11 protein-coding genes, 1 tRNA gene and 1 pseudogene are annotated in these 12887 nt (G+C 62.6%); 12 read left to right on the top strand and 1 reads right to left on the bottom strand.

All coding sequences use genetic code 11. The annotated features are described in order from the left end of the window. Positions 1 to 595 precede the first annotated feature (595 nt). The 12 genes and pseudogenes from AC30NL_RS09715 to AC30NL_RS09660 all read left to right on the top strand — a co-directional run bounded on the left by AC30NL_RS09715 (position 596) and on the right by AC30NL_RS09660 (position 10321). On the top strand, positions 596 to 1039 hold the full coding sequence (locus AC30NL_RS09715; RefSeq protein ID WP_489463796.1) for an outer membrane lipoprotein: 444 nt from the start codon (positions 596 to 598) through the stop codon (positions 1037 to 1039). Between the two features lie 215 nt (positions 1040 to 1254). Further along, positions 1255 to 3174: a threonine--tRNA ligase gene (thrS, locus tag AC30NL_RS09710; RefSeq protein WP_489463795.1), complete on the top strand. Its 1920-nt coding sequence runs from the start codon at positions 1255 to 1257 to the stop codon at positions 3172 to 3174. An 82-nt stretch (positions 3175 to 3256) separates the two neighbouring features. Beyond that, entirely contained in the window at positions 3257 to 3808 is a 552-nt protein-coding gene (gene infC / locus AC30NL_RS09705; protein WP_489463798.1) for a translation initiation factor IF-3, read from the top strand. Between the two features lie 114 nt (positions 3809 to 3922). After that, positions 3923 to 4126 (top strand): 50S ribosomal protein L35, encoded by a 204-nt coding sequence (rpmI, locus tag AC30NL_RS09700; RefSeq protein WP_489463794.1) that lies wholly within the window; start codon positions 3923 to 3925, stop codon positions 4124 to 4126. Positions 4127 to 4147: 21 nt separating this feature from the next. Then, positions 4148 to 4504: a 50S ribosomal protein L20 gene (gene rplT, locus AC30NL_RS09695; RefSeq protein ID WP_489463793.1), complete on the top strand. Its 357-nt coding sequence runs from the start codon at positions 4148 to 4150 to the stop codon at positions 4502 to 4504. Positions 4505 to 4641: 137 nt separating this feature from the next. Continuing rightward, positions 4642 to 5685 (top strand): phenylalanine--tRNA ligase subunit alpha, encoded by a 1044-nt coding sequence (pheS, locus tag AC30NL_RS09690; RefSeq protein WP_489463792.1) that lies wholly within the window; start codon positions 4642 to 4644, stop codon positions 5683 to 5685. 22 nt (positions 5686 to 5707) lie between these two features. After that, complete coding sequence (gene pheT, locus AC30NL_RS09685) at positions 5708 to 8122, top strand: phenylalanine--tRNA ligase subunit beta (protein ID WP_489463791.1); 2415 nt, start codon at positions 5708 to 5710, stop codon at positions 8120 to 8122. A 3-nt stretch (positions 8123 to 8125) separates the two neighbouring features. Further along, a complete protein-coding gene (locus AC30NL_RS09680; RefSeq protein WP_489463790.1) occupies positions 8126 to 8488 on the top strand; it encodes an integration host factor subunit alpha in 363 nt (120 codons plus the stop codon). Positions 8489 to 8523: 35 nt separating this feature from the next. Next, positions 8524 to 8970 (top strand): MerR family transcriptional regulator, encoded by a 447-nt coding sequence (locus AC30NL_RS09675; protein WP_489463789.1) that lies wholly within the window; start codon positions 8524 to 8526, stop codon positions 8968 to 8970. A gap of 50 nt (positions 8971 to 9020) precedes the next feature. Further along, positions 9021 to 9097 (top strand) — tRNA-Pro (locus AC30NL_RS09670). A gap of 212 nt (positions 9098 to 9309) precedes the next feature. Then, positions 9310 to 10082, top strand: a pseudogene (locus AC30NL_RS09665) (Hsp70 family protein); the annotation flags it as partial. After that, complete coding sequence (locus tag AC30NL_RS09660; protein WP_489463797.1) at positions 10073 to 10321, top strand: hypothetical protein; 249 nt, start codon at positions 10073 to 10075, stop codon at positions 10319 to 10321. The pseudogene AC30NL_RS09665 and the gene AC30NL_RS09660, both read left to right, overlap by 10 nt. A 34-nt stretch (positions 10322 to 10355) precedes the next feature. Here AC30NL_RS09660 and AC30NL_RS09655 read toward each other — a convergent pair. Next, positions 10356 to 12887, bottom strand: a 2532-nt coding sequence (locus AC30NL_RS09655) for a non-ribosomal peptide synthetase (protein WP_489463788.1), incomplete at its 5' end; no start/stop codon positions are given.

Raw genomic sequence — 12887 nt, 5'->3', positions numbered from 1 at the left:
TCGTTGCAAATGCTCGCCATAGCCAAGCTATGGCTGCGCTTTGCGCCTAGATCAGGCGCCTTTTGACGTGCTGCTCGGACACGTTCGAAATACTCTCAGCCATCTCAGATGGCGTGCCGACAGCTCACTGTGTTGGAACAAGCCGAAGGGAAGACAGACCATGATTCAACCAGTTCTACTGGGGCGCATGCTGCCCCTCGTGGCCGCCTTGTGCGCCACGTTCGCCGGGCTGCTAGCGCTGCCCGCCCAGGCGTCCAGCCACCGCGAGGCACCGTCGATTACCACGACACCCAAGGTGGACGCGACCGAGCCAATGCCTCCCTGTTGCCGATGTAACCGTGTTGCTCGATTGCAAAGTTGCGTGAGCGCGGTCAGGCGGGGTTCGCGCGCGGGCGTTTAGGATTTGGCCCGGAAGTTCCCGTTTTGGGGGGGGCTGGGCGGGATGCGATGCAAGGCGCTCCTCACTTGTGTGGCGAGCCACACAAGTGAGGAGCAACGCCGCAGCGCGCCCGCCCAGCGCCCCAAAACGGGAAATTGTTTCGGGTCAAATCCTTAACCGGGCAGGCCCCGCTGTCGGGGCGTTCAGGAGAATCCGATGAAATCGTCCTTTGCATTCGCGGGCATAGTCTTGTTCGCTGCGCTCGCCACCGGTTGCGCCACGCGTCAGGCGGCGCCCGCTCCTCAGTATTCCCAAGCCGGCTACGGCACGCAATATGGTGTGGTCCAGAACATCGAGACCATTCGTGCGCAAAGCCAGACGAGCGGCGGCGGCGCGATCGTCGGCGGCGTGGTCGGAGGCCTGCTGGGTCACCAGGTGGATCATGGCGCGAGGAAGGACTTGGCAACCGGCGCCGGCGTCGTCGCGGGTGCCCTCATCGGAAACGAGATCGAGAAGAACAATCGCGGCGTGCGCGACATCTACCGAGTCACGGTGGAGGTAGAACGTGGCGGGCTGCGCAGCTTCGACTACGCATCGCTGAGCGACCTGCGCGTCGGCGACCGCGTGCGGATCGAAAACAACCAGCTTTACCGCTGGTGATCGGCGTCGAGAAGGGCGACTTCGGAGTCATCCGGGCTACAATCCGCCTTCCTCACGATACAAGGGCGAGAAAGGCATCATGGTTATGACACCGCGAACTTCCCCCAGCAGCACCTTGCTGTAGCTGACCGCGGCTCGTCCCAAGATTACTTCCCCCCCCTCGAACAAAGCGCGGCTCACCCCGCGCTTTTTTTGTTTTTGCTCCGGAGTTTTTCATGATCTCGATTCAATTGCCCGACGGATCCAAACGCGAATTCCCCGGCCCGGTGACGGTCGCCGAAGTGGCGCAATCCATCGGCACCGGTCTTGCCAAGGCGGCGCTTGCCGGGCGCATCGGGCAGGGAACGTCGGCGCGGGTCGTGGACACGAGTTTTCTGATCGACCGTGACGCGCCTCTTGCGATCATCACCGACAAGGACCCAGCGGGCCTCGAGGTGATCCGCCATTCGACGGCGCACTTGCTGGCCTATGCGGTGAAGGAGTTGTTCCCCGAGGTTCAAGTCACGATCGGCCCGGTCATCGAAAATGGCTTCTTTTACGACTTCTCATACAAGCGCCCCTTCACGCCAGAAGACCTCGTCGTCATCGAAGCGAAGATGACTGAGCTTGCCAAGAAGGACGAGAAGGTCGAACGCCGTGTGTTGCCTCGCGACGAGGCGGTCGAGTACTTCAAGGGTCTGGGCGAGGCCTACAAGGCCGAAATCATCGCGAGCATTCCGGCCAACGAAGACGTCTCGTTGTATCGCGAAGGCAAGTTCGAAGACCTGTGTCGCGGGCCCCACGTACCGAGCACGGGCAAGCTCAAACACTTCAAGCTCATGAAAGTCGCCGGCGCCTACTGGCGTGGCGACCACCGAAACGAGATGCTGCAACGCATCTATGGCACGGCCTGGGCGACGAAGGAAGAGCTGCAGCAGTACCTCACGATGCTCGAAGAGGCCGAGAAGCGCGACCATCGCAAGCTCGGGCGTGAGCTCGACCTCTTTCATATCGACGAGCATGCGCCGGGCGTGGTGTTCTGGCACCCGAAGGGCTGGGCGGTGTGGCAGCAGGTTGAGCAGTACATGCGCAGCATCTACCGGGACAACGGCTACCAGGAGGTCAAGGGTCCGCAGTTGCTGGAGCAGTCGCTTTGGGAGAAGACGGGCCATTGGGGCAAGTACCGCGAGAACATGTTCACGACGGAGAGCGAGAAGCGCGATTACGCGCTCAAGCCGATGAACTGTCCCGGCCACATCCTGATCTTCAAGCAGGGGATCAAGAGCTATCGCGACCTGCCGTTGCGCTACGGCGAATTCGGGCAATGCCACCGCAACGAGCCCACGGGCGGGCTGCACGGCATCATGCGCGTGCGCGGCTTCACGCAGGACGACGGCCACGTCTTCTGCACGGAGGACCAGATCCTCAATGAATGCGCAGCCTTCACGACGCTGCTGCAGAAGGTCTACAAGGACTTCGGCTTCACGAACATCATCTACAAGGTGGCTACGCGGCCCGATGCGCGCATTGGCACGGACGAGTCGTGGGACAGGGCCGAGCATGCGCTCCTGGAAAGCCTGCGCCGCTCAGGCTGCGAGTTCGAAATCGCTGTGGGCGAGGGTGCCTTTTATGGTCCCAAGGTCGAGTACACGCTCAAGGACGCCTTGGGACGTGAGTGGCAGTGCGGCACGATCCAGGTGGACCCCAACATGCCCGAGCGCCTGGACGCCGAGTTCGTGGGCGAGGACGGGGGGCGTCACCGACCGATCATGCTGCACCGTGCCATCGTCGGCAGCCTGGAGCGTTTCATCGGCATCCTGATCGAGCAGCACGCCGGTGCACTGCCCGCTTGGCTGGCTCCGACGCAGGTTGTGGTGCTCAATATCACGGAAGCGCAAGCAGAATATGCCCGCGAAGTGGTGAAATCGCTTCAAAAACAAGGGCTTAGAGTTGAATCTGATTTGCGCAATGAAAAGATTAACTATAAAATCCGCGAGCATTCCATGCAGAAGGTTCCGTTTCTCTTGGTCGTAGGCGACAAGGAGAAGGCAAACGGGGCCGTTGCGGTGCGCGCCCGGGGTAATCAAGACCTCGGAGTGATGCCCTTGGCAGACTTCCAATCGAAGATCGCCAGTGACATCGCCCAAAAGGTGTGATTCAACGCCACTGAAGGCCAGGGCGCGCAGTTGTCGTTTTTTGGATTCCAAAGGCCTTGGAGTTCGCTGAAAGGTTAGAACCATCGCTACTTTTGCTGACCGCCGTACTCCCAACGCCGAGCGCAAGCACCGGCTGAACCGGGAGATCATGGCACCGGAAGTCCGTCTGAACGGCGTCGAGAACGAGTCCCTGGGTATCGTTTCCATCCAGGAGGCCCTGCGAATGGCAGGTGAGCTGGACGTCGATCTGGTGGAGATCGCAGCCGCTGCAGACCCTCCGGTGTGCCGACTGATGGATTACGGCAAGTTCAAATACCAAGAGCAAAAGCGCGCAGCGGAAGCCAAGTCCAAGCAAAAAGTCATCGAAGTCAAGGAAGTGAAGTTCCGTCCGGGCACCGACGAGGGCGACTACCAGATCAAGATGCGCAACCTGCGCCGCTTTATTGAAGAAGACGGCGATAAGGGCAAGGTGACCTTGCGGTACAGAGGCCGCGAAATCACTCACCAGGACATCGGCATGAGACTCCTGGAACGTATTCGCGACGAGTTGGCCGATGTGTCGGTTGTGGAAAACATGCCCAAGCTGGAAGGCCGCCAGATGATCATGGTTCTGGCGCCGAAGCGGAAACAGTAAGAGCAGAATTCAGCGGTTCGGTTTGGTCACTGCGCCGCTGTCAGAAGCGACTGAAGGCCTACAAGACGGCGAGAGTTTTGCCGGCGCCTGCAGCGCAAATCAAAAGGAGCAGTCATGCCCAAAATGAAGACCAAGAGCGGCGCGAAGAAGCGTTTTCGCGTCCGCCCGGGTGGCACCGTCAAGCGCGGTCAGGCGTTCAAGCGCCACATCCTCACCAAGAAGTCCACGAAGAACAAGCGCCACCTGCGTGGCTCTGTCACCGTGCATGAGACCGACTTGGGCCGCATCGCACAGATGTTGCCTTTCGCCGGTCTTTGACCCCCTGGAAGGAGAAGAAATATGCCTCGCGTTAAACGTGGTGTAACCGCCCGCGCACGTCACAAGAAAGTTCTCGCTCTCGCCAAGGGATACCGCGGCCGTCGCAAGAACGTGTTTCGTATTGCCAAGCAAGCAGTCATGCGTGCCGGGCAATATGCCTATCGTGACCGACGTACCAAGAAGCGTGTTTTCCGCCAACTCTGGATCGCGCGTATCAACGCAGCGAGCCGGGGTTTGGGCATTACCTACAGCAAGTTTATGGCTGGCTTGAAGAAGGCGTCGATTGACATCGACCGCAAGGTTCTCGCTGACATGGCCGTACATGACCCCGCTGCTTTCAGCAGCATCGTCGACAAGGTGAAGGCCCAGCTCGCTTGATGTCGTGGATGCCCGGCGCTTTTGGTGCCGGGCGTCACGGCAAGCCCCGAAAGGCGGATCCGCGAAAGCGAAAGCGCCCGACGGGCAAGCTCCTCAAGGCCGACGTTTGTTCGGCCTTTTTTTATGTTTCGAAATCGATGAACGACCTCGATCAATTGGTGCAAGACGCGCATGCCGATTTCGCTGGAGCCGTGACGCCCGCGGATCTGGAGAACGCGAAGGCGCGTTACCTCGGCAAGGCGGGCCGCCTGACGGAGCTGTTGAAAGCCCTTGGGGCGCTATCGCCCGAACAGAAGAAGGCGCGCGGCGCCTCGATCAATGCCGCGAAGCAGCAGGTCGAGGCAGCGCTGAATGCGCGTCGTCAGGCGCTTGCCGATGCCGAGTTGGAAGCCCAGTTGAAGGCCGAGGCGCTCGACGTCACGCTGCCCGGCCGCAGCCGCGATGTCGGCGGATTGCACCCGGTATCGCGCACGATGGAGCGCATCGAGCAGATCTTCGGTTCCATGGGTTTCGATGTGGCCGACGGTCCCGAGATCGAGACCGACTGGATGAGTTTCACGGCGCTCAACAACCCCGAGAACCACCCGGCACGGTCGATGCAGGACACCTTTTACGTCGACATGAAAGACGGCGAAGGCCGGTGGCTCAACCTGCGCCCGCACACCTCGCCGATGCAGGTGCGCTACGCCCGCGCGCATGCCAAGAAATACGCAGGCATGAACCCGATGCCAGAGATTCGCGTCATCGCGCCGGGCCGCACCTACCGCGTGGACAGCGACGCTACGCACTCCCCCATGTTCCACCAATGCGAGGGACTGTGGCTCGGCGAGAACGTAAGCTTCAAGGACCTGAAAGTCATCTTCACCGATTTCTTCCGCAACTTCTTCGAGACCGACGACCTGGATCTGCGTTTCAGGCCGTCGTTTTTTCCCTTCACCGAGCCTTCGGCCGAGGTCGACATCGCCTTCGGGCACGGTCCGCTCAAGGGCAAGTGGCTCGAGGTCGCGGGTTCGGGCCAAGTGCATCCGAACGTCGTGCGCAACTTTGGGCTTGACCCCGAGCGCTACATCGGCTTCGCCTTCGGCATGGGCCCGGATCGCCTCGCAATGCTGCGTTATGGCGTGAACGATCTTCGGCTGTTTTTCGAAGGCGACTTGCGCTTCCTCAGTCAATTCAAATAACCCCAGAGCGGAAACAAGAGCGATGCAATTCCCAGAGTCGTGGTTGCGCGAATTCTGCAGCCCGCCAATCAACACCGCCCAGCTGGCCGACCTTCTGACAATGGCGGGTATGGAGGTGGAAGAGATGCGCCCGGTGGCGCCACCCTTCACCAAGGTCGTGGTCGGCGAGGTGCTGTCGGTCGAGCGCCATCCGAATGCCGACCGCCTGAACGTGTGCCAGGTGAATACGGGCACGGCCACGACGCTGAACATTGTGTGTGGCGCACCGAACGTGCGGCCGGGCATCAAGGTGCCGTGTGCATTGGTTGGTGCCGAGCTTCCTCCGGGTGAGGACGGCAAGGCTTTTCACATCAAGCTCGGCCTGCTGCGCGGTGTCGAGAGCCAGGGAATGCTGTGCTCCGCACGCGAGCTGAAATTGTCGGAAGACCAGGGGGGACTGCTCATTCTTGGCGACGACGCAAAAGTGGGGCAGGACATCCGCGAGCATCTTTCGCTCGACGACACATTGTTCACGCTGAAGCTCACACCCAATCTCGGGCATTGCCTGAGCGTCTACGGCGTCGCGCGCGAAGTGTCGGCGCTGACCGGCGCGCCGCTGAAGCAGCCCTCGTTTCCTGCGGTGAAAATCAAGCACGATGCGAAGTTGCGCGTGAAGGTCGAGGCATCCGATCTGTGCGGGCGCTTCTCCGGACGCATTGTGAGGAACATCAACACCAGGGCGCAGACGCCGGCGTGGATGGTCGACCGTCTCGCACGGTGCGGCCAGCGCTCGCTGACGGCACTCGTCGACATCTCGAACTACGTAATGTTCGAGTTTGGCCGGCCCTCGCACATCTTCGATCTCGACAAGATCCACGGCGGACTGAGCGTTCGCTGGGGACGCAAGGGCGAGACGCTCAAGCTGCTGAACGGCAACACCATCGAGGTCGACGAAAAGGTCGGGGTCATTGCCGATGACCAGGCGGTTGAGTCGCTCGCGGGCGTCATGGGCGGCGATAAGACGGCAGTGACTGACGACACCAAGAACGTCTATGTCGAAGCCGCCTTCTGGTGGCCTGAAGCAGTCGCCGGCCGCTCACGTCGCTTTAACTTCTCGACCGATGCTGGTCACCGTTTCGAGCGTGGCGTGGACCCTTCACTGACGGTCGACCACATCGAACGCATCACGCAATTGATCATCGACATTTGTGGCGGCGAGGCCGGGCCAGTGGACGACCAGATCGTCGCGTTGCCCGAGCGCAAGCCGGTGAGCCTGCGCGTCGCCCGTGCGGCCAAGGTCATCGGCATGCCGATCACGCAAACCGACTGCGTTGGTGTGATGAAGCGCCTCGGTCTCCAAACCAGCGAAGGCGAGGATGTCGTGAAAGTCACGCCGCCGAGCTGGCGTTTCGACCTACAGATCGAAGAGGACCTGATCGAAGAAGTGATTCGCGTGATCGGCTACGACAAACTGCCGAACACGCCACCGCTTGCGCCCGTGACGGCCAAGGTCCGCAGCGAATCGCAGCGCGGACAGCATGCTCTGCGGCGTTCGGTGGCCACGCTCGACTATCACGAGACCATCAACTTCAGCTTCGTTGAAGAGAAGTGGGAGCGTGATTTCGCCGGCAACAAAGCCCCCATCCAGGTGCTGAACCCGATCGCGAGCCCGTTGTCCGTCATGCGATCGAGCCTGATCGGCAGCCTCGTCAACGTGCTGCGGTACAACCTTGCTCGCAAGGCGACTCGCGTGCGCGTGTTTGAGATCGGTCGCGTGTTCAAGCGTGATGAGTCATCGACGGATGGCGAACTGAGTGTGGCAGGTGTTAGCCAACCGGCTCGCGTTGCTGGCTTGGCCTTCGGCAATGCGAATCCGCTCCAGTGGGGCATCAAGGAGCGCCAAGTCGATTTCTTCGATGTCAAAGGAGACATCGAAGCCCTGTTCGCACCCAAGGCTGTGACTTTCGTTTCGGAGTCGCACTCCGCGATGCATCCCGGCCGTTCGGCGCGAGTCGAAGTCGATGGTGCGTCGGTGGGCTTTGTCGGGGAGTTGCATCCCCGGTGGCGCCAGGAGTATGAACTTCCGACAGCACCCGTCGTGTTCGAACTCGACTTGCCCGCCTTGCTGGCCCGCGACATTGCCGAAGTCAAGCCGCTGCCGCGCCACCAGTCGGTCTGGCGGGACCTGTCGCTCGTCGCGAAAGACACGGTGAGCCACGACATGCTGATTGCGGCGATCCGCTCGACGCCCACGACTCTAGTGCGTTCGGCCTCGCTCTACGACATCTACAAGCCACAGACGCCGTCTTCAGACATTGGTCCCGGCGAAAGAAGCTTGACTGTCCGGCTGGAACTGCTGGACGACGAGGTGACGCTCACTGATGAGCGCATTGATGCTGCCGTGGCCCAAGTGCTGGATAGCCTGGGCCAGCGCCTTGGCGTGCGGCTGAGGGGCTAGGCAATGTCCGAGAAGGACCAGTCCGCCTCTCGCGTGATGCTTCCCAGTCTTGAGACACCGACTCTGACCAAAGCCGAGTTGGCTGAGTTACTGTTTGAACGCTTGGGGCTCAACAAGCGAGAGTCCAAGGACATGGTCGAGGCCTTCTTCGACATCATTCACCAGACCCTGGTGTCGGGTCATGACGTGAAGATGTCAGGCTTCGGCAACTTCAACATTCGGCGGAAAGCCCCGCGACCAGGACGTAATCCGCGAACCGGTGAAGCCATTCCCATCAAGGCGCGCAACGTCGTCACGTTTCACGCCAGTCACAAACTAAAGGGGGTTGTGCAGGGCGACATACCGTCTGGGGAAGAGTTCGAGTAAAGTCTTAGCTTTCTCTCCGGAACATATTGATTTCAATGGAGAAAGCGCTTCCTGCCATCCCAGCCAAACGATACTTCACAATTGGCGAAGTGAGCGATTTGTGCGGTGTGAAGCCGTATGTGCTGCGCTACTGGGAACAGGAGTTCACGCAGCTAAAGCCCATGAAGCGGCGCGGTAACCGGCGTTACTACCAGCACCATGAGGTACTTCTCATCCGCCGCATCCGGGAACTCCTGTACGAACAGGGCTTCACCATCAGCGGGGCGCGCAACCGGCTGTCTGAAGCACCGCTGCATCGCGATATCGAACCGTCGGCGATGGAGGGGCTGGACGTCGACGTCACTGAATTGGGTGACGGCATCAAAGAGATCGTGATGAATGTCACGGCGGATTCAGCACCTGAGCCGTCGCCGCTGTCCGAGGTTTCGTTGATGCAGATGCGCCAAGAGCTGATGTCAATACGAGGCTTGCTCACCGTTTGATGCGTCGGATCAACGAGATGGCTTTTTTCAACATATAATGCGAAATTCGTCGGGGTGTAGCGCAGCCTGGTAGCGCACTTGCATGGGGTGCAAGGGGTCGCGAGTTCGAATCCCGCCACCCCGACCAAAGAAGACAAGGCCTAGCAGGTTAGTACCTGCTAGGCCTTTTTTCCTCTAGGGATCAAAGGGGTAAACAAAGGGGTAAACGGCGTTGTGGCCGTTTGCGGACACTAGTAGACGCCTGCAGACGATGACTGAATACATCGTCCCAGCTGCATTTACCAGCGCGGACGCAACGTGCGCGAAACAAGTTGACAAGTTGGAGCGCCGAGAGCTGGCATGTCACATGCCGCCGTCGATCGCTTGGCGCCCATCCTGCCTTGGGGGGGGCGGCGAACGATCTGCGCAAGGTGTCCCCGGTGGCCGCCAGCGCGAGCTACCTCGTGCATCTGCGCGCGGCCTGGAACCACCTCCACCCGAAGGATCAGCTCGAACGGCAGGAACTGGTGCTGACCGTGTCGGCCTCGTTTGACGATGCGGCTCGTGCTCTGACGCTCGAGGCTGCACGTGACGCTGGCCTGCCTCAGCTGCACCTGCTCGAGGAACCGCAGGCCGCGCTGTATGACTGGCTGTTCCGCCATCGCAATACCCTCGCCAAAGATCTGGCGAACGCACGGCTGGTACTGGTGTGCGATGTCGGTGGTGGCACCACCGATCTGAGCCTGGTTCGGGTCGAAATGCAGGGCGGCGAACCGCGGCTCGAACGATTCGCGGTTGGCCGTCACCTGATGCGCGGCGGCGACAATATGGATTTGGCACTTGCACACTTGGCCGAATCCAAGCTGGATGCGGCAACGGATGGCGCAGCGGCGCGACTGTCGGCCGGCCAACTGTCGCAACTGGTCGAGCGCTGCCGTGCTGCCAAGGAACGGCTACTGGCGGCCGACGCGCCGGCCAGCGCGACGGTGACGCTGCTCGGCGCGGGTTCGCGCCTGATCGGCGGCGCACGTTCGCTCGAGCTGGGCCGCGACGAGGTCGAACGTATCGTCGTCGACGGCTTCTTCCCGCAGGTGCCGGCCGGTGAGTTGCCGCGGCGCGGACACTGCTCGCTCTGGACTGGAAACGTGTCGAAGGTGCGGCAGCTGCTGCCGCCAACCTTGTGCGCCTGAGCGGCGACCGCGCGCGCGATCTGCCGCTCGATGCACGCGACTGTGTCGTCGCCAGGCTCAAGGCCGTTCAGGCGCCGCCGAGCTGGACGGCCCGCGTACGCGATGTCGCGCCGCTTGACGAAGCCGGCGAACGCGGCGTGTTCGGCGAAGCCTTGCCGCCGGGCTTGAAGCGGTTCGGCTGACGCCTGCCCTTCGTTCGACTGCTCCAGGGTCGAATCAGTGTGGTAGCAGCTTGAACCGTCGCTGCGTTGCAGACAACGCCTGCGATATCGCACGGCCGAGTGCAGTGATGTGCGGTGGCTGCATCATCGACATGTGCGTGCCGGCCACCGGAACGACATCGACTTGCTCGGATGACAGCAACCGGTCCCATCCCAGAGGGGGCGGCAGCTGTGCTTCTTCCGTCGCGTAGAACAGGTGTAGCTTCAACGGTGCGGGCAAGCGCTGGGGCAGATAGGTGGGCCACAGCTTTTCGTAGTCCGCCATGCGCAGGCATGAGGCCGCGAATTGGGCGATTGTGGTTTCTCCCTGTTGAGCCAGTGCCTGCAGCGCGGGGAGAGCCTCGGCCCATGCCACCAGTTCGGCCCAATCGGTGATCGGCGATTTCTCTTCGAGCAGCCGGACGGCTTGCTGAAGGTCGTCCTGCCCGCTGTACACGTCCTGCTGTACCAGCTCCAGGAGGTGGCCGACAAGCAGATGTCTGGCGCGCTCTTCCTGCGTCTCCTGCACCGGCGGCATCTTGGGGTTGCGACAGTCGAGCAGGCCAACGAACTCCACCGGCTCGTCGAGCTCGGCGAGCAGCTGGGCCATCGCATAGGCCACCAGGCCGCCCGAGGAGTAGCCGAGCAGCCGGTACGGCCCGTGTGCCTGTTTTGCTCGCATCAGCGAGACCATGTAGGCGGCCAGCGCGTCCATCGACGCGGGCATCGTCTGCGGCCATGGCAGCGCGTAGACAGGAACATCGGCGTCCATATGCGCGCCCAGCTCGAAGGCATAGGCGATGTGGCCCGTGCCCGTGGGGACTGCGAACAGCGGTGCTGCCGCGCCGTCGCGGCGTGCTGCCAGTGCTTGCGGTTGGCTGGAGTCTTCCGTGCCGCTCAAGCGGGCCGCTTGAGCTCTGAGCGTGGGGTAGGCGTAGACGTCATGCAGCGTCATGTGCAACCCCCGCTGTGCTGACAAGGACTGCAGCCGCACGGCCAGCAGCGAGTGCCCACCCAGCTCGAAGAAGTGATCCTCACGGCCAATGCGCGAAACGCCGAGCACCTGGGACCAGACCTTGGCCAGCGCCCGTTCAATGCCCATGCGAGGGGCTTCGTACAGATGCAGCGGGAAGTGCCGCTCATTCGGTGCCGGCAGTGCGCGGCGGTCGAGCTTGCCGTTGGGTGTTAAGGGCAGCGCATCGAGCGGCACGTAGACGGCCGGGACCATGTACTCGGGCAGCGCCGCGGCCAAGTGTGCACGCAGTGTCTCGGGCAGCGTCTCGGGCTGCGCGGGTTCGCCCACGACATAGGCCACCAGCCGCGGGTGGCCGGGCTGGTCCTCGCGGGCGAGTACCACCGCTTCGCGCACCCCGGCGTGCTCCCGGAGCCGCGCCTCGATCTCGCCCAGCTCGATGCGGAACCCGCGCAGCTTGACCTGTTGGTCGTTGCGGCCGAGGAACTCGATCGTACTGTCGCCGTGGGGGTCGATGCGCCAGCGCCCGAGGTCGCCCGTGCGGTACATGCGGGCACCAGGCTCGGCGGCGAACGGATCGGGCAGGAAGCGCTCGGCGGTGAGCTCGGGGCAGTTCAGGTAGCCGCGTGCGACCTGCACGCCGGCGATGTGGATCTCGCCGGCCACGCCGATGGGCACCGGCGCGCCGTGCGTATCCAGGATGTAAATGCGCGTGTGGTCGATCGGGCGGCCGATGTGCGGCGTCTGGCCCGGCTGCTGCACGACCCCGGAGGTGGCCACCACCGTGGCCTCGGTGGGACCGTAGTTGTTGATGACGGCGTAGCTCGGGTGACGGGCCGGCAGCGGGCGCAAGCGGTCGCCGCCGGTCAGCAGCGTTCGCAGCCTCGGGTGGCCCAGCGTGCGGGCCAGGGCCTGCTCGGCCAGCGGGGTGGGCAGGAAGCTCACGTCCAGCGCTTCGCAGTGCCACCAGTCGAGCAGTGCCTGCGTATCCCGGCCGACGTGTGCCGGCGGCAGGACGAGCGTGGCACCCACGCACAAGGGCGGCCAGGTCTCCCAGGTGGCGGCATCGAAACCGGTGCCCGCCACGCTGGAGCTGCGTTCGCCCGCACGAAGTTCGAAGGCGCGAGCGTGCCAGTCCACCAAGTTGGCGAGTTGACGATGTTCCACCGCCACCGCCTTGGGGCGGCCGGTGGAGCCGGAGGTGTAGATGACGTAGGCCAGATGGGCAGGGGACAGGCCGATTGCATCGGCTTCGATATTCCCCTCAGGCTGGTTCTCCCATGGCCGGGACGGTGCGTCGAGATCGAGCGCGGGCAGGTCCTGCGGCAGAGGGCCCAGGGCCGGCCGCACGCTGCTACGCGTGACCAGCACGCGCGGGGCGCTGTCGGCGAGCATGAAGGCCAGCCGCTCGGTAGGGTAGTCCGGGTCCAGCGGCACGTAGGCGCCGCCGGCCTTGAGCGTGGCCAGCAGGGCCACGACCATGTCGATGCCGCGCGGCAAGGCGATGGCCACGCGGGTGTCGGGCTGCACGCCCAGCGCGATCAGGTGATGGGCGAGCTGGTTGGCCTGCGCGTT

Source organism: Rhizobacter sp. (assembly GCA_021153565.1).
Taxonomy (GTDB): domain Bacteria; phylum Pseudomonadota; class Gammaproteobacteria; order Burkholderiales; family Burkholderiaceae_C; genus Albitalea.
This window is presented reverse-complemented; position numbering and strand designations above follow the sequence as displayed.

Coding starts and splice junctions, on each gene's coding strand:
- AC30NL_RS09715 (WP_489463796.1), top strand. CDS start 596: ATGAAATCGTCCTTTGCATTCGCGGGCATAGTCTTGTTCGCTGCGCTC.
- thrS (WP_489463795.1), top strand. CDS start 1,255: ATGATCTCGATTCAATTGCCCGACGGATCCAAACGCGAATTCCCCGGC.
- rpmI (WP_489463794.1), top strand. CDS start 3,923: ATGCCCAAAATGAAGACCAAGAGCGGCGCGAAGAAGCGTTTTCGCGTC.
- rplT (WP_489463793.1), top strand. CDS start 4,148: ATGCCTCGCGTTAAACGTGGTGTAACCGCCCGCGCACGTCACAAGAAA.
- pheS (WP_489463792.1), top strand. CDS start 4,642: ATGAACGACCTCGATCAATTGGTGCAAGACGCGCATGCCGATTTCGCT.
- pheT (WP_489463791.1), top strand. CDS start 5,708: ATGCAATTCCCAGAGTCGTGGTTGCGCGAATTCTGCAGCCCGCCAATC.
- AC30NL_RS09680 (WP_489463790.1), top strand. CDS start 8,126: ATGTCCGAGAAGGACCAGTCCGCCTCTCGCGTGATGCTTCCCAGTCTT.
- AC30NL_RS09675 (WP_489463789.1), top strand. CDS start 8,524: ATGGAGAAAGCGCTTCCTGCCATCCCAGCCAAACGATACTTCACAATT.